The 18795-nt window shown below is 67.8% G+C and carries 17 protein-coding genes; 4 read left to right on the forward strand and 13 right to left on the reverse strand.

Annotated features, from left to right (window positions below; genetic code table 11):
* The first annotated feature begins 28 nt into the window (after nucleotides 1-28).
* Entirely contained in the window at nucleotides 29-1480 is a 1452-nt protein-coding gene (locus tag AVTE2539_RS03425) for a YopJ family acetyltransferase (protein WP_284408365.1), read from the forward strand.
* Nucleotides 1481-1534: 54 nt separating this feature from the next.
* On the opposite strand, the gene AVTE2539_RS03430 is transcribed toward AVTE2539_RS03425, so the two are convergent.
* Both AVTE2539_RS03430 and AVTE2539_RS03435 read right to left on the reverse strand, forming a co-directional pair.
* Entirely contained in the window at nucleotides 1535-1690 is a 156-nt protein-coding gene (locus AVTE2539_RS03430) for a hypothetical protein (RefSeq protein ID WP_284407664.1), read from the reverse strand.
* Between the two features lie 83 nt (nucleotides 1691-1773).
* Nucleotides 1774-2133, reverse strand: coding sequence for an HPF/RaiA family ribosome-associated protein (locus AVTE2539_RS03435; RefSeq protein ID WP_284395245.1), 360 nt, complete (start codon nucleotides 2131-2133; stop codon nucleotides 1774-1776).
* Between the two features lie 411 nt (nucleotides 2134-2544).
* Here AVTE2539_RS03435 and AVTE2539_RS03440 point away from each other — a divergent pair, with 411 nt between their 5' ends.
* On the forward strand, nucleotides 2545-3519 hold the full coding sequence (locus AVTE2539_RS03440) for a BclA C-terminal domain-containing protein (RefSeq protein ID WP_284408366.1): 975 nt from the start codon (nucleotides 2545-2547) through the stop codon (nucleotides 3517-3519).
* Nucleotides 3520-3564: 45 nt separating this feature from the next.
* On the opposite strand, the gene arsC is transcribed toward AVTE2539_RS03440, so the two are convergent.
* Together arsC and AVTE2539_RS03450 are read right to left on the reverse strand one after the other, a co-directional pair.
* The gene (arsC, locus tag AVTE2539_RS03445) at nucleotides 3565-3957 is read right to left on the reverse strand and encodes an arsenate reductase (glutaredoxin) (protein ID WP_349817195.1); all 393 of its coding nucleotides are present in this window, start codon (nucleotides 3955-3957) and stop codon (nucleotides 3565-3567) included.
* A gap of 80 nt (nucleotides 3958-4037) precedes the next feature.
* A complete protein-coding gene (locus AVTE2539_RS03450; protein ID WP_284408367.1) occupies nucleotides 4038-5708 on the reverse strand; it encodes a Na/Pi cotransporter family protein in 1671 nt (556 codons plus the stop codon).
* A 266-nt stretch (nucleotides 5709-5974) separates the two neighbouring features.
* Here AVTE2539_RS03450 and AVTE2539_RS03455 point away from each other — a divergent pair, with 266 nt between their 5' ends.
* The gene (locus tag AVTE2539_RS03455) at nucleotides 5975-7231 is read left to right on the forward strand and encodes a hypothetical protein (RefSeq protein ID WP_284408368.1); all 1257 of its coding nucleotides are present in this window, start codon (nucleotides 5975-5977) and stop codon (nucleotides 7229-7231) included.
* Between the two features lie 10 nt (nucleotides 7232-7241).
* Here the strand turns inward: AVTE2539_RS03455 and AVTE2539_RS03460 are convergent, their stop codons facing one another.
* The 6 genes from AVTE2539_RS03460 to AVTE2539_RS03490 all read right to left on the reverse strand — a co-directional run bounded on the left by AVTE2539_RS03460 (nucleotide 7242) and on the right by AVTE2539_RS03490 (nucleotide 12842).
* Entirely contained in the window at nucleotides 7242-8084 is an 843-nt protein-coding gene (locus AVTE2539_RS03460; RefSeq protein WP_284408369.1) for a phosphodiesterase, read from the reverse strand.
* Nucleotides 8081-9145, reverse strand: a complete 1065-nt coding sequence (locus AVTE2539_RS26290) for an ABC transporter ATP-binding protein (RefSeq protein ID WP_349817196.1) — start codon at nucleotides 9143-9145, stop codon at nucleotides 8081-8083. The genes AVTE2539_RS03460 and AVTE2539_RS26290 overlap by 4 nt, the downstream gene beginning before the upstream one ends.
* On the reverse strand, nucleotides 9135-9932 hold the full coding sequence (locus AVTE2539_RS03475) for an ABC transporter permease (protein ID WP_284408370.1): 798 nt from the start codon (nucleotides 9930-9932) through the stop codon (nucleotides 9135-9137). The genes AVTE2539_RS26290 and AVTE2539_RS03475 overlap by 11 nt, the downstream gene beginning before the upstream one ends.
* Before the next feature lie 13 nt (nucleotides 9933-9945).
* Complete coding sequence (locus AVTE2539_RS03480; protein WP_284408371.1) at nucleotides 9946-10764, reverse strand: ABC transporter permease; 819 nt, start codon at nucleotides 10762-10764, stop codon at nucleotides 9946-9948.
* 4 nt (nucleotides 10765-10768) lie between these two features.
* Nucleotides 10769-11782 carry an ABC transporter substrate-binding protein gene (locus AVTE2539_RS03485; protein ID WP_284408372.1) on the reverse strand — a complete coding sequence of 338 codons (1014 nt, stop codon included), beginning with the start codon at nucleotides 11780-11782 and terminating at the stop codon, nucleotides 10769-10771.
* A gap of 67 nt (nucleotides 11783-11849) precedes the next feature.
* Complete coding sequence (locus AVTE2539_RS03490; protein ID WP_284408373.1) at nucleotides 11850-12842, reverse strand: LacI family DNA-binding transcriptional regulator; 993 nt, start codon at nucleotides 12840-12842, stop codon at nucleotides 11850-11852.
* 405 nt (nucleotides 12843-13247) lie between these two features.
* On the opposite strand from AVTE2539_RS03490, the gene AVTE2539_RS03495 reads away from it, so the two are divergent.
* Nucleotides 13248-14201: a hypothetical protein gene (locus AVTE2539_RS03495; RefSeq protein ID WP_284408374.1), complete on the forward strand. Its 954-nt coding sequence runs from the start codon at nucleotides 13248-13250 to the stop codon at nucleotides 14199-14201.
* Nucleotides 14202-14248: 47 nt separating this feature from the next.
* On the opposite strand, the gene lspA is transcribed toward AVTE2539_RS03495, so the two are convergent.
* The 3 genes from lspA to AVTE2539_RS03510 form a co-directional block, all read right to left on the reverse strand.
* Nucleotides 14249-14758, reverse strand: a complete 510-nt coding sequence (gene lspA, locus AVTE2539_RS03500) for a signal peptidase II (RefSeq protein ID WP_272564652.1) — start codon at nucleotides 14756-14758, stop codon at nucleotides 14249-14251.
* Nucleotides 14758-17631, reverse strand: coding sequence for an isoleucine--tRNA ligase (gene ileS / locus AVTE2539_RS03505; protein ID WP_284408375.1), 2874 nt, complete (start codon nucleotides 17629-17631; stop codon nucleotides 14758-14760). The genes lspA and ileS overlap by 1 nt, the downstream gene beginning before the upstream one ends.
* Nucleotides 17632-17740: 109 nt before the next feature.
* On the reverse strand, nucleotides 17741-18781 hold the full coding sequence (locus tag AVTE2539_RS03510; RefSeq protein ID WP_272564649.1) for a bifunctional riboflavin kinase/FAD synthetase: 1041 nt from the start codon (nucleotides 18779-18781) through the stop codon (nucleotides 17741-17743).
* Nucleotides 18782-18795: the final 14 nt, after the last annotated feature.

Genomic DNA, 18795 nt, shown 5'->3' on the forward strand with positions numbered 1-18795 from the left:
GCCGCGGCGTTCCGGGCCTGCGCTGCCGATGACGCCCGCCCGCGCTGCGCTGTGGCGCTGGGCAAGGGCCCATGCGGATGCGCCGTTGCTGAACAATGCGCCCGCGCTGTCGCGCCTGGGCATCGAGCCCGCCCGCTTGCTGGCGCCCGCGCCCGATCGCCCCGGCGCGCCCACTCCCTCGGTCCTGCCTGGCGCCCTGTGCCTGCCCATGGGGTTGCCCCTCCCCGCGGCTCCCCGTGTCGCCCTGCCAGAGGGCGATGCGGCGGCCGTGCAGCGGCGGCAGGTGGTCGATTGGTTGAGCGAACTGCGTGGGGTGGTTGCCGGCCTGCACGGGGAAGGTGCCAGCCCGGACGACGAGCCCGATGCCATCCGCAAGCTGGACAAGCTGGCCATGCCGGCGGTGGTGGCCGCGCTCAATGCGGAGGACCCGCGACTGCGCCTGGTCTATGCGCACGTCAACGAGCCCGACGACCGGGGCGTGCTCCCCGACAACGAGGGCTTCGGCTCCGCGGAGTGGACGCAGTTCCTGAAGGCTGCGCCGCCGGGGCGCTGGCGGGTCGTCCTGGACAACTCGGCCCACAACCTTGCGCTGGACGTGCGGATCGACGGGTTGCCGGGTCAGCCCGGCCGCCGTGGCTCGATCGTGCACCTGAGCCCGTCCTTGGCGGGGAACGCCGAGCCGCTCATCACGGCCGCCGAGATGGCGAGCCATCTGCACCTGCCGGACGATTGGCCTCTGGTGCTGCTGGACGTGCCAGCCCAGAAGAGCCTGCGCTCCTGCAGGATCTTTGCGCTGTCGATGGCCCTGAAGTGCCACCAGGACGCTTCCGTGGATGCCCTGCATGACCAGCGCCTGCGCGGCGCGCCGCTGCCGTTCGCTGCGGTGCCCGTCGAGGCCGAGTTGCTGCAGCCGGCCGAATACTCCAGCGACGACGACAGCTTCGGCAGAGAAAGCGATGGTGACGGCGTGGCATCTTCGGATTCAGGATCCGATGCCGATTCTTCCTCGCGGCTGCGGCGGGACGCCGGCAAGCGCGGTGCAAGCGCCGTTGCGCAAGACCGGCACCTTGCGTTAGCCGACCCTGCCGTGCCTCCGCAGGGGCCGCGGACCGGCCTGTTGGGGCACTATGCCCTGGACGCAGCGGCCTGGGTCGGTCTGCCATTCATGAAGCACGCCCAGTCCCGCAACGAGGTGCTGGCCTATCTGGCCCGGAGCCCGATGAACCCATCGGATCCCTTGAACCGCAAGGGACAGACGCTGGTGCAGCGCCACGATGCGCACCGGGTCGCGCGCTGGCCGCAAGCCGATGCGCGGCACTCCGGCCCGCTGATGCAAAGCGCATCGATCGAGCTCAAGCGCATCGCCTTCCTCGACAAGGCCTTGCAGCATGCCGCCATTTGCCCGCCGGGAGAGGTGCAGGACTTGTGCGCGTTCATGGACGGCGTGGACCGCCGTTGGCAGGACCGTTACCGCAATTGAACGCGCTGCGGCGCCCATCGCCGCGCGGGCGGGCCCGGGTGGCGGGCACCGGCCTCATTCCTTTTCTTCGCCGGGCGGCACCTTCAGGCGGTCGTTGCGGACCTCCTTCATCATGGCTTCGCCATCGGGGTCTGTGTCGTCCACCGGCACGCTGTCTTCCTGGGTGATTTCCGGCTCGTCATCGCCGTGGGGGTGCTTGGGGGTGTTCATCGTGTCTCCTGGGACGGAAATACAGGCCGGGCAGGCCCTGGCAGGGCTGGCCCGGGCGGTCGGCGAGCGCCGACTGTGCTCGATCAAGGCTGCAGCAATTCTGGCTGCGTGCGGATCGAGGTGCGATCGCGCTGGTCCTTGAGCTTGCCGAGGGCGCTGTCCAGCGCGCGCTGCAACTTGGCTTCGGCGCCGCGGAAGGCTTCGTCCACCGTGGGTGCGTTGTGGGTGGCAACGACGGGCGCATGCTGGGGCACCAGCGCTTCGATCACGCAGCGCTTGTCGTCCGCGCCGCCCCGGTCATGGTTGACGTCCGACAGGTGCACCTCGACGCGCCGCACGCCTTCGTTGAACCGCGACAGATTCTTGCGGATCTCCGCGTCCGCCCAGCGTTCCAGGCTCTCGCGGTTGTCCATGCCATTGCCCGTGTTGATGTGAATTTCCATGAGATCTCCTGATGCAGATAAGAGCGCCCAGAGTGCCTTGGGCGGTCCCGCCGCCCTGTAGGCCGAGGGAGCATGGGGCCGTGCGCAGGGTCCTTTGTCACGTTGCGTGACACCTGGGCTGAGGCTCCCCTCACATCGCTCAGCCGTGGCGCTGTGCCCCGTGGAAATCGGAAAAAAAAGCCATGCGGGTGCCTTGGCACAGGGCGGATTTGCCTGTTAAATTTCGTAAGAGGGGTGAGAGGTGCTGCAGGCGTCGAGCCATGCACCAGGAGCGGAAAACGCAGCCGTTTTCCGGACAGCGGCCCCGAGTCTTTGCCGCGACCCGAGCGTCGTTGTACGTCCTGTCCCCCGGTTCGGGAAGGGGCATCCGGCAAAGAAGTCGTTTCTCAAAAAATCAGAACGGGTTGCGCCATGCACACGATTTCTTCTTGCCCGCGGCATCGCCGCCATGCCATCGCGGCGTTGATCGCCTGTACAGCTTCTCTGCATTTCGCCGCGGCGAATGCCGCCGATGTCAGCATCACGCTGCCCCCTGGCGGCGGCTTCAGCGTGCGCAGCAGTGGCGGCACCGATGAGCGCCTTCGGGTGCAGTCCGATGGCGCGGTCCTGTTGCCTGCACTGCCTGCCTCGCCGCAGCAGGGCCAACTGGCATGTTTCGACGGCGCTTCGGGCCGCCTGGGGAATTGTTCCCCGGCCGCTGCTTCGGCCTTGGCGGGGCCCACCGGCGCGACCGGTCCGGCCGGGCCTGGCGGAGCGACAGGTGCTACGGGCGCCACGGGCGCTCAGGGGGCGACCGGCGCAACCGGGTCATCGGGCGCGACCGGCGCGACGGGGCCCATCGGATTGGCCGGCGCCACCGGTCCGGCGGGCCCGCAAGGCCTTCAGGGCGTGATGGGGGCCACGGGCCTGACCGGTGCGGCGGGCGCCACCGGCACGGCGGGTGCGACCGGGGCCACCGGCCCTGCGGGCACTGGCGGGGCAGTGAGTGCGGTGTCGATGGCTGCGCACAACACGGCCGGCTCCACCATCGCCGTTCTGCTGGGGGGCACCAATGTGCCGATGCCGCAGGCGCAGAACCTCGGCGGTGGCTTTCTCGCCAATGGTTCCAGCGACGTCTTCACGGTGCCCACCACGGGCCGCTACCGCGTGAAATACGCCATGCGCACCACCGCCTCCACCCTGGCGAGCGCCCGGGTGCTGATCAATGGCGCCTCCTATCCCGCCTTGACCGAGGTGCCCAGCACGTCGACGAACCGGTATCTCGGCGAGACCATCGTGACGCTGATCGCGGGCTCCACCTTGCAGGCCCAGTTCTATGGGATGTTGGGCTCGGTGACCTTGGACGGCGGGGCGGGCGCGACCCTGATCGTCGAGCAGATGGACTGACCCCATCCGATGGGCGCACGGGCGAGCGCCGGGCCCACCGCTTCGCTAGCGGGCGGGCAGAAGATCCGCCACCCGTTCGGCGGGCCGGCACAGGCGCACGCCCCGCGGCGATACCACGATGGGGCGGTTGATGAGTGCGGGGTGGGCGGCCATGGCATCGAGCAGCCGGGGATCGTCCAGGGCCGGATCGGCGAGTCCCAGTTCCGCATGCAGCGGGTGCTTCTCGCGCAGCATGTCGCGCGCCGGCACGCCTGCCCGCGTGACCAGCCATGCCAGCATGGCACGCGAAGGCGGGGTCTTCAGGTACTCGACCACATGCGGCTCGATGCCGCTCGCACGGATCATCGCCAGCACGTTGCGCGAGGTGCCGCATTCCGGGTTGTAGTAAATGACGACGTCGGGTTCGAGGGCGCGGTCGGGCAGGGCAGGGGAGGTCACAGGCGGGGCTCTCGGCAAGGGGTCTGGCTGCAGCAATGGCGCGGCAATCGCAAGGGGCACATGCGTGGGCGGCGAGCCCGTCATTTTCCGATCGTGGCGTCCTGCGCCGCGCCGGAGGCCGAGCGCAGGCGGCTGGGCGCCAAGGCACCGGCTGAATCCAGGATGGGATAGGCAATCGAGCAGATGTGCGAGTTGATGCGCTTGAGTTCGCTGATCAGGTCGATGTGAAGCGAGCTGGTTTCCATGCTCTGCACCGTCTTGTCCGCCAGGCGCACCAGGTGGGTGGCGGCGTAGGCGCGCTCCAGGTCGCGAAAGCGCGCTTTTTCTTCGAGCAGCTTCTGCGCGTCGCGCACCGTGCCGTTGAGGAACACGCTCATTCCCAGGCGCAGGTTGTTGATCAGGCGCTCGTGCAGCTCCGTGATCTCGGCCATGCCGGCGTCGGAGAACTGGCGGCCCTTTTTGATCTTCTTGTCTTCGATGTCCAGCAGCACGCGTTCGATGATGTCGCCGATCTGCTCCATGTTGATGGTGAAGCTGATGATGTCGGTCCAGCGCCGGCTTTCGTCCTCGCCCAGCGCCTCGCGGGAAATCTTGGTCAGGTAGTACTTGATGGACGAATACAGCTCGTCCACCTCGTCGTCCATCTTGCGCAGGCGTTCGGCCAGTTGCACGTCGTTCTTCTTGATCACATCGAGCACGCCCAGCAGCATGGTCTCGACCACATCGGCCTGGTGCAGCGCCTCGCGGGCGGCGCAGGAAATGGCCAGCGACGGGGTGGACAGGGCCGAAGGGTCCAGGTGGTGCGGCCGCAGGCTCTGCGCGCCCACGGGCTTGGGCAGCAGCCGGGTCACCCAGGTGGCCACCCATTGCGTGAACGCGATGAACCCCAGGCTGATGACCACGTTGAAGCCCAGATGGAACAGCACCACCCCCTGTGCCGTGCCCGGCATGTGGGGCTGTACGTAGCGCAGCCAAAGCCCCGCGAAGGGGGCCACCAGCGCCACGCCCATCAATTTGAAGACCAGGTTGCCCACGGTCACCTGCCGCACCTCCACGGCCGACTTGGCCGTGGTCAGCACGGCCAGCAGGCCGCTGCCCAGGTTGGCACCCAGCACCAGGCCCAGGGCCACGTCCAGCGGCACCACGTGCGACGCCGCCATAGCCGAGATGAGCAGCACGATGGCCAAGCTGGAGTACGCGATCACGGCCAGCACCGCGCCCATGACGATCTCCATCACGATGTCGCTGTTGAGCGAGCCGAGCATGGCCTTGATGATTGGCGAGGCCAGCATGGGGCCGCTGGCCTGCACCACCATTTCGAGCGCCAGCAGCATCAGCCCCAGCCCGATGAGCACGCGCCCCACGCGCCCGGCCGAGCTGGACTGGCGGGTGATGAACAGCACCACACCCACGAAGATGAAGAGGGGGGACAGCCACGACAGGTCGGTGGAGAACAGCACCGACATGAGGGCCGTGCCCACGTCGGCCCCGCGCATCACCGCCAGCGCGGCGGGCAGGGTGATGAGCCCCTGGCCCACGAACGACGAGGTCATGAGCGAAGTGGCTGTGCTGGACTGCACCAGGGCCGTCACGCCGATGCCCGACAGCGCTGCCGTGAAGCGGTTGCCCATGCTGCGGGCGAGCACGGTGCGCAGGTTGGCGCCGAACACACGCAGCACGCCCGTGCGCACCAGGTGGGTGCCCCAGACCAGCAGTGCCACGGCGGCCAGCAGATTCAACAGGTGCTTCATGAAAGGGATCGGATGCTTCACCCGGGGGCGGTGCTCAGGGCTCCTGGCCTGCCTGCCGTTCCGGGAGTGACAGCATACTCCTGAATCCATAGCAGCCGGCCAGCAACCACGGGCCTGGGCGGGTCGGACCGCTGTGCCGGGTGGCCTGGGTGGCACGGGGTGGTCCGGGTTTCGCGTGCCGGGCAAGGGCTTCGGGTGATGCGGAGCGGCGGGTAAGGCCCGTTCCTACCCTCGGCCCTTCCACTCAAGCATTCAAGGGAGAAGCCATGGTCCAGCTCACAGAAATCACCTCGCCGCCGCGCGTTGCCCGCTCCGTTGAGGAGCGCATCCAGGAGGTTGCACCGCAACGCAGGTCGAGTTCCATGTCCGCGGCAACACTGGGGCTGCAGGGCAGGGCGCTAACCCTGCAAACCAAACCCGAGGATTCGGGGCCGCCGCCCACCCGCCGCCCCCCTCCGCCGAAACTTTCCCGACCAGCCGGGGTGCTTCACCGGGGACCGGCCGTGTCCGGCACCGCTGCGTCAGCCTCGGCGACCCGTGCTGCGGAGCTTGCCGAGGCGCGCGCCGGCAAGGCCAAGGCCGTTGCCTCTCCAGGCCGCTCAGGCCCTCCCCCCGTGGAAGACACCGCCCAATGGCGCGACGTCGCAGCCGGAGCGATTCTGAAGATGGAATGGTATGTGGGCGATCCAGGAAAATCGGTGAGCGAAAGCCCGGCAGCGATGCAGATCCGGATCAATCGTCTGCTGGGCATGGCAGACCTCAAAGCCGACGCGCTCCGCTTTCAGTCGGAAATGCGCAAGCAGATGAATGGCGTGGACGGGAGCGCGGAGCCGGAGCGTTATAAAAACTGGGTACAGGCGGTATCGGTGAACCTGGAAGCGGTATTCCAGAAGGCCGAGGTGGCGGCTGAGGCTGCGGCGCATGGCATGCAGGCGTTGCTCAATGCCGTCTCCGAGGCTGGCGCTGATTCGGACTCCGACTCCGATACGGACTTTCTCGACGCGTCGGCAGAGTTTGTTTCGGACTCGGACTCAGATCCGGGCTCGGATTCGGACGTGGAGCTGGAAACCGAAGTGGACGCTGCAGCGTCTACGCATGTGACCACAGCGACAGGTATCGATACTCCGCCAGCCCTGTCCGGGCCGTCGCCGCAGGCCGAGATTTCCGGCATGCAGCCCCCTGCCCGTTCCTTGTCTGCGGAAGGGATCGGACTGGATTTCAGGCCCAGCGGAGCGGCTTCGGATCAGGAAAACGGCTTGGCGCTAAGAAATAAAATCGAACAGTTGGAGAGGCTGCAAGCAAGCCGAGACCAATTCAGCCCGGCCGACGCTGCCAGGATCGACCGGGCGCTTGACGACCTGAGCGGCCGGATGAAAGAACTGAAGCAACACCTTAGGGAAAAAGGCATTCCCGAATCGCTCTTTTTCCGCATGCCGACGCCCCTGCATGAGATCGAAGCCACGCGTGAGCGCCGCCGGCGCGAAGCCCAGGAAGCGCTGGATCTGGGTCATTACACCTTCTGAGGCGCCCGCTCTAATCGATGAGCCGTCCCCCGTCGTGGAACGGGTAGGGCCCCTCGTACCGCCCGCTGGCTGCCAGGTGGCTCACGAGCCGCCCGCCCTGCGGCAGCGCATGCACCGCGAAGCCGGGCGGCTCCAGCGTCCAGGCCGAGGCGGCGTCGGGCGCCAGGTCCAGGCACACCTGGTGCGCGGGCGATGGCACGGTCGCTGCCAGCGTCCCGCCGAAGCGCACCTGGATGGCGCGGTGCAGGTGGCCGCAGACCACCCGCTCCACGTTGGCGTGCCGCGCCACGATGGCCTCCAGCGCTTCGGCGCCTGCCAGTAGGCCGATGGCGTCCATGTGGCCGATGAGCGTGCGAAACGGCGGGTGGTGCATGGCGATCACCACGGGCCTGCCGCGGTGCGCTTCCAGTTGGCGCTCCAGCCAGTCGAGCCGTGCTTCGCACAGGCCGCCTTCGCTGGCGCCGGGCACCACAGTATCGAGCGCGATGAGCTGCAGCCCACCCACTGGCACGCTGTATTGCACGAAGCCTTCTTCGCCCAGGTAGGCGTGCTCGGGAAAGCTGGCGCGCAGTTGCTCGCGGTCGTCGTGGTTGCCGGGCAGCAGGTAGAGCGGCATGGCCCCGAGCGGCGCCAGCAGTTCGCGCAGGTGGTCGTATTCCGCCGGCCGGCCGAAGTCGGTCAGGTCGCCGGTGACCACGACGGCATCCGGGCGCTGCGGCATGCGCAGCACCGTGTCCACGGCCTGGCGCAGGTAGGGGGCAGTGTCAAGCCGGCCATAGGCCAGCCGGCCGGGCTCGCGGATGTGCAGGTCGGAGAGCTGCAGGAGCAGGGTGGTGGTGTTCATGCGGGTCATGCGCTGAGGCTTTCAGTGACGGACAGCAGGCGGTGCGTGGCGATCCGAAAGCCTACCCGCTCGCCTTCGCGCGCGGGATGGTCGCGGTGCACATCGGCCAGCAGGGGCGCATGCCCCGAAACGGCCAGCGTGAGCTGCACGCGGTCGCCCAGGAAACTGCGGCGCGTCACGGCGGCGCTGCCCCAGTCGGGCAGGGTCGGGCCCACCTCGACGTCCTCGGGGCGCACAAGCAGAGCGTCGGCCGAAGCCGAAAGGGCGTCGCAGACCTGCAGCGCCGTGAGGTGCGGCAGTCCCCGCGCTGCGCTGGGGTCCACGGCCGGCACGATGCGGTTCACCCGGCCCAGGAACGTGGCCACGAACGGGTGGCTGGGCGCGCGGTAGAGCGCCTCGCCGTCGCCCACCTGCACGATGCGGCCGGCATGCATCACGGCCAGGCGGTCGGCAATGGCCAGGGCTTCCTGCTGGTCGTGGGTGACGTGGATCGCCGTGATGTGCAGGCGGCGCAGCAGGTCGGCCAGTTCGTCGCGCAGCGATTCCTTGAGCTTGGCATCCAGCGCGGTGAGTGGCTCGTCCAGCAGCAGAACGCGCGGCCGCGCGGCCACGGCGCGGGCCAGGGCCACCCGCTGGCGCTGGCCGCCGGAGAGTTCGGCCGGGCGTTTTTTCTCCAGGCCGCCCAGGCGCACCAGATCGACGAGTTCGCCCACGGTGCGGCGGCGCTCGCTTTCGGCCACGCCGCGGATCTTGAGGCCATAGCCGATGTTGGCCTGCACCGTCATTTGCGGAAAGAGCGCGTAGTGCTGGAACACCATGCCCACGCCGCGCTGCTCGATCGGCATGCGGGTCACGTCGGTGCTCCCGAAAGCGATGCGGCTGCCCGCATCGGGGGCCTCCAGCCCGGCGATCAGGCGCAGCAGCGTGGTCTTGCCGCAGCCCGACGGTCCGAGCAGCGCCATCACCTCGCCGGGCTCCACGGTCAGGTCGGTGGGCTGCAGGCCGCGGGTGCCGTCGGCATAGGTTTTGGCGCACTGGACCACGTCCACGCGCGTGCGTTCAAGTTCCATGGTGTTTCTCGATGAAGGTGCCGATGGCCTGCAGGCCCCACAGCACGGGAAGAATGACGATCAGAAAGACCAGCGTGTAGGCCGAGCCGATCTCGATGCGCATCGATGCATAGCTGTCGGCCAGCCCCACGGGCAGCGTGCGGGTGAGCGGGGTGTGCAGCATCCAGGTGAGATTGAATTCGCCCACCGAGAGCGTGAACACCATCAGGCTGCCCGCCACGATGGCCGGCAGCACGGCCGGCACCAGCACGCCCAGAAAGCGCTGCGCGAAGCTGGCGCCCAGCGAGCGCGCGGCCTCTTCGAGCGAGCGCAGTTCGTTCTTTTGGAATGCCGATCCCACGGTGCGCACCATGAAGGGCAGCGTGAACACCATGTGCCCCACCAGGATGAAGGCGAAGCTCTGGCGGAAGCCCGAAAGCTGCCCGTAGGCGAGGATGAGCGCCAGCGCGCTGGCCAGGCCCGGCACGGCGACGGGCAGGGTGAGCAGTTCTTCGAACAGCCGGGCCCAGCGCGAGCGGCTGCGCGCCAGGGCATAGGCGCAGGGCACGCCCAGCAACAGGTTGCCCAGCACGCACAGCAGCGCCAGCACCAGGGACCAGCCCACCGTGCCGCCGTAGTTCTCCCACACCTCGCCCAGCCAGCGCAGCGTGAGCCCGCTTTTCAGGCCCACGCTGTAGTTGTTGACCAGCCCGGCCACCACCGAGAGGGCGATGGGCGCGATCATGAACAGCGCGACCAGGGCGGTCAGCGCCATCAGCAGCGCCGGGGCCTGTCTTGCGTTTCGCATGGTTTCGGCTCCTTCAGAAAGCGGTGGTGCCGGACACGCGGCGCGACACCCACAGCACCATCCAGGTGATCAGCCCGAGCGTGATCGACAGGCTGGCCGCCAGCGCGAAGTTGGCATAGTTGGTGAACTCGTTGTAGATGGTGATGGGCAGCACCTCGAACTTGGCCGACAGCGTGAACGCCGTGCCGAACGCGCCCATGGCCGTGGCGAAGACGATCGCGCCGCAGGCCAGCGTCGTGGCCGCCAGTTCGGGTATCCACACATCGCGTGCCACGCGCCAGCGCGAGGCGCCAAGGGAGCGGGCCGCTTCTTCCAGCTGCGCATCCATGCTGCCGGCCGCCGCCGTGTAGGTGGCGATGGCCCGCGGCAGCGAGAAATACAGATACGCCAGCAACAGGCCGGTGAGCCCATAGGCGAACGTGGTGCGGCCGGCGCCCAGCGCCTCCGACAGGTCGGCCACCAGCCCCTGCCGCCCGCCCAGCAGGATCATGAAAAAGCCCACGATCACGCCGGGGAACGACAGCGGCAGCGTCAGCAGCGACAGCAGCAGCGCACGGCCATGAAAGCGCTGGCGCGCGAGCGTGATGCCCACCAGCGCACCCAGCACCAGCGTGGCCAGCGTGACGGCGAGCGACAGTCCCAGCGTCTGCAGCAGGCTCTGCAGATAGCGCGCATGGGTCAGCACCGCGAAGTAGGTCTCCCAGCCCTTGGCCGCCGGCAGGGCCAGCAGCAGGGCGACGGGCAGCAGCCAGAACGCCGCGAAGAACGCCACGGCAGGCGCGGCGCACGCCAGCAGCACCGGGCGCGAGGGAGCGGAACCACCGTGGCCCATGGCGTTACTGCACTTCCTTCAGATAACGGTCGGAGAACGCCTTTTGCGCAGCCGCCATGCGGCCGTAGTCCACGGTCTTGGCGCGCGCGTAGTCGCTGGCCGGCAGGAAGCGGGCCTGCACCTCCTTGGGCATGGCATTGGCGCGCACCGGGCGCAGGTAGGCGTTGGCCCAAAGCGCCTGGCCTTCGTCGGACAGCACGAAGTCCAGCACCTTCCTGGCATCTGCCGCATGCGGGGCATTGGCCACCAGGCTCATCACGTAAGGCACGACCACGGTGCCTTCCGCAGGGATGACGAACTGCACGTTGGCCTGGTCCTTGTACTTGGCGCGGTAGGCGTTGAAGTCGTAGTCCAGCAGAACAGCGATTTCGCCCGACAGCACGCGGGCGTAGGCCGTCTGCTTGGGCACGATGGGCTCGTTCTTCTGCAGTGCCTTGAAGTAATCGATGCCGGGGGCGAAGTTGTCCATGGAGCCGCCGCGGGCCTGGTTGACCGCCACCGCGCCCACGTAGCCCACGAAGGCCGAGGCCGGATCGAGGTAGCCGATCAGGCCCTTGTAGTCGGGCTTGAGCAGGTCGGCCCACGATTGCGGCACCGGCTTGCCCTTGAGCGCATCGACGTTCACCATGAAGCCGAGCGTGCCCGAGTGGATGGTGAACCAGTGGCCCGCCGGGTCCTTGAGGCCTTCCGGAATGTCCTTCCAGCCGGCGGGCTGGTAGGTGCCCACCACGCCGTCTTTCTGCGCCTGGATGGCGAACGTCACGCCGAGGTAGGTCACGTCGGCCACGGGGCTTGCGCGCTCGGCCACCATCTGGGCAAGGGCCTGGCCGGAGTTCTTGTTGTCCGGCGGCACGGTCACGCCCGTGCGGGCCTTGATGGCCTTGAGCTGGCTGCCCCAGTCGGCCCATTCGGGCGGGCAGTTGTAGCAAATGGCGGTTTGCGCCATCGCGGCGGTGCCGCAGGCGAGGCCGAAGGCCAGCACGGTGGTGCGGATCAGGGTTTGCAAGGTGTGTTTCATCGGGGGCTCCAGAAAAGCAGAACGAAGGAAGGGATGGGTTGGGGGAGTGGGTTGCGGGATCTGTCGGTCAGGCGCCTGCGCAGGATTCGCCGGCGCGGAAGTGGTGGGGCAGCGTCAGGCTGGCCTGCGGCGTCAGCGGCGCATCGGCGGCCATGGCCTGGATCAGCAGTTCCACGCTGCCGCGGCCGATGTCCGCATTGGGCTGGGCCACGGTGCTCAGCACGGGGGTCAGGTCCTGCCCCAGCGCGATGCCGTCGAAGCCCACCACGCTGAGATCGCGCGGCACGGCGAGGCCCGCCTGGTGGGCGGCCCGCAGACAGCGGATCGCAATCAGGTCGTTGGAGCAGACCAGGGCGGTCGGGCGCTCGGCCCCGCGCAGCCACTGCGCCACGTCCTCCACCGCGGTTTCCACGAAAGGCACTTCGATCACCGGCGCCTGCGCGAGCCCGGCAGCGGCCATGCCGCGTCGAAAGCCGCGGCAGCGCTGCTGTGCGCGGTCCGATGCGGCCAACTGGCCGCTCACCATGGCGATGCGCCGGTGCCCCAGGGCCACCAGCCGTGCCACCAGGTCGGCCACGGCGCGTTCGCTGTCCACCGAGACGCAGGGGTGGCCCGGGTGCCGGTTGTAGGCCAGCACGTAGGGCAGGGCCGCCGCCGCCAGGCGCGCGAGCGCTGCGGAGGACTCTGGCTGCGAGACCACGAGGATCATGCCGTCCACGTCGCCCGCCAGCAGCAGATTCACGGCGCGCTCTTCCTGCGCGATCACGTAGTCGGTGGTGAACGGCAGGATGGCATAGCCCGCCAGCGCCGCGGCGCGCGCGATGCCTTCGAGGCATTCCGCGAACACAGGATTGAGCAGCGTGGGCAGCACCACCCCGATGACGCGGCTGCGCTGCGTGCGCAGGGTGCGGGCACTGGCGTTGGGCGCGTAGCCCAGGCGCTCGGCCACGCCGAGCACGAGGTCGCGCGTGGCGGGGGTGACCTTGTCCGGCAGATTGAACGCGCGGGACACGGTGGCGACCGAAACCCCAGCTTCGCGGGCGACGTCCTGGATGGTCATGGGAATGGAATGGGGTTGGAAAAGGCCATGTAATCGATTTCATGGCATTGGAGCGGGGCGGTGTGACGGTGTGATGACGGCGTGGGCTTACCCATGGGATTGCGCTTCGTCTGCGCACAAAATTGTTCGCACGGCGCATTCGCGAAAGGTTCCTGGTCGGACATCCTCTGGCCGGCATAGACTTGTTTTTCTCGCGATCGCGCTGGAGCTGCCATGGTTACGCCTCTTACCTCTCGCGAGGCCCGGCCTGCGCAGCGGGCCGTGGTGCCTGGCGCCGATGCGTTGACGGTGCCTCATGCCATCTCCGCGTCGGCTTCCCGAACGTCTTTTGCCGGACTGCCAGCGCGTGCGCCATCGTCCGGGGGGCTTCCTCCGCGCCAGTACTTCCCTTTTTCAGGCGCGGCAATGCACCAGCAGAGCGACGCTCGGCTGCGTCCCTACGTCATGGCCCGCGCAATCGATGGCCGGGTGGTGGACGGCGCAGACCTTGCCCGGCTGAGGCTGGCCAATCGAACGGTCGATGCAGTTCGCGAAATGCTGCCTTTAGGTCGAGGCAATGTGGCCAGCGATATCGAGCGCACGCGGGGAGAAAGCTCACGCAGAAGCGTTGCTTGCAATGCCATGACGTACCAGTTGATCCAGATGGCAGGGTGGCCACCGGTGCAGGCACGGGCTACCGCTGCACTGTTCGCGCAGGCGGGAACTTGCGACGAGCATGCTGCGCTCGGCGTCATGTTGCATGCACCCTTTATGCGGCAGGGCGAGGTGCTGTATCAAGTGACCTCTTCGCAGATCGGCCATGTGTGGGCCGAGTGGAGGCAAGAGGCGAATCCTCACAGTGCCTTTGCTTTGGTCTTGGACCCGTGGATGGATGGCCCTGCCGTGTTCGCGTCCGATGGCCAACTGTCGGACGTGCCCAAGAGCACCCAGTCTTATTTCAACTTTTCTCAGGCCTCCGGCCTGGCCGCAAAAGCCCGGACGGATTGGCTGATTGCGAGTAACGGGCAGGGGCTGGCTGCGATGTTCTTTCAGGCGCGCGCAACGGTTGCGCCGGATTACCGTTGGCCGCCCCACCACACCTATCGTGGCATGCCGGTGATCAGCCGGGCTTTCGAGTTACGCGTCCAGACCAAACTCAATCGTGCGATCGACATCGCCAAGGCCACCCAGTTCGGTGTTTCCAGCGATGCGCTAGCGGCACCACCCCGTCTGCAAAAAGCCCGGCGCAGGCTGCTCAATGACACCCTCGCAGTTGGCGTGGCCCGCGAGATGAAGCCCGGCCTCAACATTCGGGATGCGCAAAAGGAAGTGCCTGGCCTTCTGTATGGCGCGAAGTACCAACTTCGCAAAAGCCGCTGAAATTTCCGGGTGCGAGCCCTCCGCAGTCGGGCCCACCCGACCACGGCTCAGGACGAGCGCTTCACCCGCAGCAGTTCATCCAGGATCAGGCAGGCCGCTCCCACCGTGATGGCCGAGTCCGCCAGATTGAAGGCTGGAAAGTGCCAGCCCCGCGCGTGGAAGTCCAGGAAGTCCACCACGTAGCCGTGCATCATGCGGTCCACCACGTTGCCTACGGCGCCGCCCAGGATGCTGGACAGCGCGAAGCAAAACAGTTTCTGCCCGGGATGGGCGCGCAGCTGCCACACGATGAACAGCGTGGCCGCCACGCCGATGCCCGTGAACACCCAGCGCTGCCAGCCGCCCGCATCCGCGAGGAAGGAGAAGGCCGCGCCCGTGTTGTGCGCACGCACGATGTTGAAGAAGCCGGTGATGTAGGTGGCATCGCCCAGCCGGTAGTAGCCCAGGATCAACGTCTTGGTGAACTGGTCTGCGATCAGGATCAGCAGTGCCCAGACGAGCCAGGGCCACATCTTGCCGCCCGCGGAGGATGAAGACGAATAACTGCTGCGGGCCATCACGCGTGCTCCCGCGCTTCGCCGGCGCCGTACAGGTTGCTGGTGCAGCGGCCGCACAGCGTCGGGTGGGCCGGGTCCTGGCCCACATCGCTGCGGTAGTGCCAGCAGCGCTCGCACTTGGTGTCGGTACAGGCCTGCACGCTGATCCGCAGTGCATCGCCCGCCACCAATTCGATCGCGGACGTGATGAAGACGAACTTCAGGTCGTCGCCCAGGCTGGCGAGCAGCGCGTGGTCTTCGGGGGCGGCGGTCAGGGTGACCGTGGCCTGCAGCGACGAGCCCACCTGGCCGGCCGCGCGCAGTGCCTCGATTTCCTTGTTCACCGCATCGCGGATGGCGCGCAGGCGGGACCACTTGGCCAGCAGCCCTTCGTCGGCGCCAGCAATGGAGCCATAGGTTTCCAGGAAGATCGATTCGGACGTGCCGAACACCTTCCACGCCTCTTCCGCCGTGAACGACAGGAAAGGCGCCATCCAGCGCAGCATGGCGTGCGTGATCTGGTAGAGCGCGGTCTGGGCGCTTCGGCGGGCGAGGCTCTTGGGTGCCGTGGTGTACAGGCGGTCTTTCAGCACATCGAGGTAGAAGCCGCCCAGGTCTTCCGAGCAGTACAGCTGCAGCTTCGCCACCACGGGGTGGAACTCGTACACCTGGTAGTGGGCCAGCACTTCGGCCTGGAATTCGGCGGCCCGCGTGAGCGCGTAGCGGTCGATCTCCAGCATCTGGTCGAACGGCACGGCGTCGGCCTTGGGGTCGAAGTCGCTCACGTTGGCGAGCAGGAAGCGCAGCGTGTTGCGGATGCGGCGGTAGGCGTCCACCACGCGCGCCAGGATCTTGTCGTCGCCGGCGATATCGCCCGAGTAGTCGCTGGCGGCCACCCACAGGCGGATGATCTCGGCGCCGAGCTTCTTGTTGATCTCCTGCGGGTCGATGCCGTTGCCGAGCGACTTGCTCATCTTGCGGCCCTGGCTGTCCACGGTGAATCCGTGGGTCAGCAGGCCCTTGTAGGGCGCGCGGCCCTCCAGCGCGCTCGCCAGCAGCAGCGAGCTGTGGAACCAGCCGCGGTGCTGGTCGTGGCCTTCGAGGTACAGGTCGGCCTCGGGGCCGGTGTCGTGGTGCACGTTCGGGTGCGTGCCGCGCAGCACGTGAAAGAAGGTGGAGCCGGAGTCGAACCACACTTCCAGGATGTCGGTGCTCTTGGTGTAGCAGGCGGCGTCCTCGGCACCCAGGATGTCTTCGGGCGTCACGCGGCTCCAGGCCTCGATGCCGCCCTTCTCGACGATATCGGCCGCCTGGTCCATGATCTCCATGGTGCGCGGATGCAACTCGCCCGAGTCCTTGTGCAGGAAGAACGGGATGGGAACGCCCCAGCTGCGCTGGCGCGAGATGCACCAGTCGGGCCGGTTGGCGATCATGTCGTGCAGGCGGGCCTTGCCGTTCTCGGGGTAGAAACTGGTGTGCTCGATGGCTTCCAGCGCCGTCTGGCGCAGGGTCTTGGGCGCCTTGTCCTTGGTGAACACGCCTTCGCCTTCGTCCATGCGGATGAACCATTGCGCGGCGGCTCGGTAGATCACCGGGGTCTTGTGGCGCCAGCAGTGCGGGTAGCTGTGGGTGATGTCCTTGGTGGCCATCAGGCGGGAGGCAGCGCGCAGCGTTTCGATGACGACCGGCACGGCCTTCCAGATGTGCTGCCCGCCGAACAGGGGGAAGTCGGCCGCGTAGGTGCCGTTGCCCTGCACAGGGTTCAGGATGTCGTCCAGCGCCAGGCCGTGCGCGCGGCAGGAGTTGAAATCCTCCAGGCCGTAGGCGGGGGAGGAGTGCACGATGCCGGTGCCGTCGTCGGCCGTGGCATAGTCCGCCAGGTACACGGGCGACAGGCGCCGGTAGCCATGGCTGCCGTCTTCGCTTTTCACGTCGTAGAGCGGGTGTTCGAACTCCAGCCCGCCGAGCTTTTCGCCCAGCGCCGTGGCGAGCACCTGGCCGGTGAGGCCGTAGCGGGCCATGCAGTCTTCCACCAGCGATTCAGCCAGCACCAGCAGGCCACGCTCGGTGTCCACCAGCGCGTAGGTCAGCGCAGGGTTCAGGTTCAGCGCCTGGTTGGCGGGAATGGTCCAGGCAGTGGTGGTCCAGATCACCACGAAGGCATCTTTCTGCAAAGCGCTCAACCCGAAGGCGGCAGCCAGCTTGGCGGGTTCGTGCGCCTTGAAGGCCACGTCCAGCGTGGTGCTCTTCTTGTCCTGGTATTCGATCTCGAATTCGGCCAGCGAGGAGCCGCAGTCGAAGCACCAGTACACGGGCTTCAACCCCCGGTACACGAAGCCGCGCTCCATCACGCGCTTGAAGGCCCGGATTTCGCCCGCCTCGTTGGCGAAGTTCATCGTCTTGTAGGGGTTGTCCCATTCGCCGAGCACGCCCAGGCGCTGGAAGTCGCCCATCTGCTGGGCGATCTGCTCGGTGGCATAGGCGCGGCTCTTGGCCTGCATGTCGTCGCGGCTCAGGTTGCGGCCGTGCTTTTTCTCGATGGCGTTCTCGATCGGCAGGCCGTGGCAGTCCCAGCCGGGCACGTACAGCGCGTCGAAGCCTTCGAGCTGGCGCGCCTTGGTGATCATGTCCTTCAGGATCTTGTTCACCGCATGGCCCATGTGGATCTGGCCGTTGGCATAGGGCGGGCCGTCGTGCAGGATGAACTTCGGTGCGCCGCAGCGGGCGTTGCGCAGCTTCTTGTAGATGCCTTTTTCGTCCCATTCCTTCACCCAGCCCGGTTCGCGCTTGGGCAGGTCGCCGCGCATCGGGAAGGCGGTGTCGGGCAGGTTGAGCGTGGCGCGGTAGTCCGTGCCGGTGGAAGGGGTGGGGGTAGCGTTCGTGTTCTCGGACATGGCAAGACCTAAGGAGCGGGCCGTTCCGGGCCATGGCCTGGAACGCAGGAAGAGAAAGAAGATGAGGGGGCGGACGGGGCCGCAGGGCTGCGCTGCGGCACGGGGACCGTCAAATTCGGTCGCGCGTGGTCTGGCGACGGGTCTCGGCGTGCGTGGAGGCGGAGAAATACGCCCGCGCGTCATCGCAGTCCCTGGCGATGCCGCGGGTGAGGGCGTCGAAGCTGTCGTATTTCAGCTCGTCGTGCAGTTTGTGCAGGAGTTCCACGCGGACGATTTTACCGTACGCCCCTTCGGCCCCCAGATCGCGGGGCCAGTCCAGGCAGTGCGTCTCCAGCAGCACGCGGCCGCCGTTCACGTCCCGGGGATCGAGCGACGGGCGCACGCCCAGGTTGGCCACGCCCGGCAGGGGCTCGGCGGCCAGGCCGTGCACCCGCACCACGAAGATGCCGCCCGCAGCGGGCTTCCAGTGGGCAAAGCGCAGGTTGAGCGTGCGAAAGCCGTCGCCGGCGCCCTCGCGGCTGGCGCCCAGCTCACGGCCGAGCTTGCGCCCGTGCACCACGTGGCCCGAGATGGCATAGGGCCGGCCCAGCAGCCGCGCGGCGTCTTCCATGCGGCCGGCGGCCAGGGCCTCGCGCACGGCCGAGCTCGATACCCGCAGGCCATGCACCTCGTAGCTGTTCATGCGGGCCACCTCGAAGCCCTGGCTGCGTCCGGCGCCGTCCAGCATGGCGTAGTCGCCCGCGCGCTGCGCGCCGAAGCGGAAATCGTCGCCCACCAGCACGTAGCGCGCGCCCAGGCCGCGCACCAGCACGTCCTCGATGAACGCCTGCGGCGGCTGGCTGGCCAGCCGTTCGTTGAAGGGCAGCACCACGGTCTGCTGCACGCCGCAGCGGCGCAGTTCGTCCAGCTTGTCGCGCAGGGTGCCGATGCGGGCGGGGGCCAGTTCGGGGCGCTGGCGGGCGCCGGCGAAATAGTCGCGCGGGTGGGGCTCGAACGTTAGCACGCAGCTGGGCACGCCGCGGTGGGCCGCCTCGTTGTTCAGCAGCGCCAGCATGGCCTGGTGGCCACGGTGCACGCCGTCGAAATTGCCGATGGTGAGGGCGCAGGCCGATGCAATGTCGGGGTGATGGAAGCCTCGAAAGATCTTCATCGGAGTGCTTTACT

This window comes from Acidovorax sp. SUPP2539 (assembly GCF_030158975.1).
In the GTDB taxonomy this organism is placed as follows: domain Bacteria; phylum Pseudomonadota; class Gammaproteobacteria; order Burkholderiales; family Burkholderiaceae_C; genus Paracidovorax.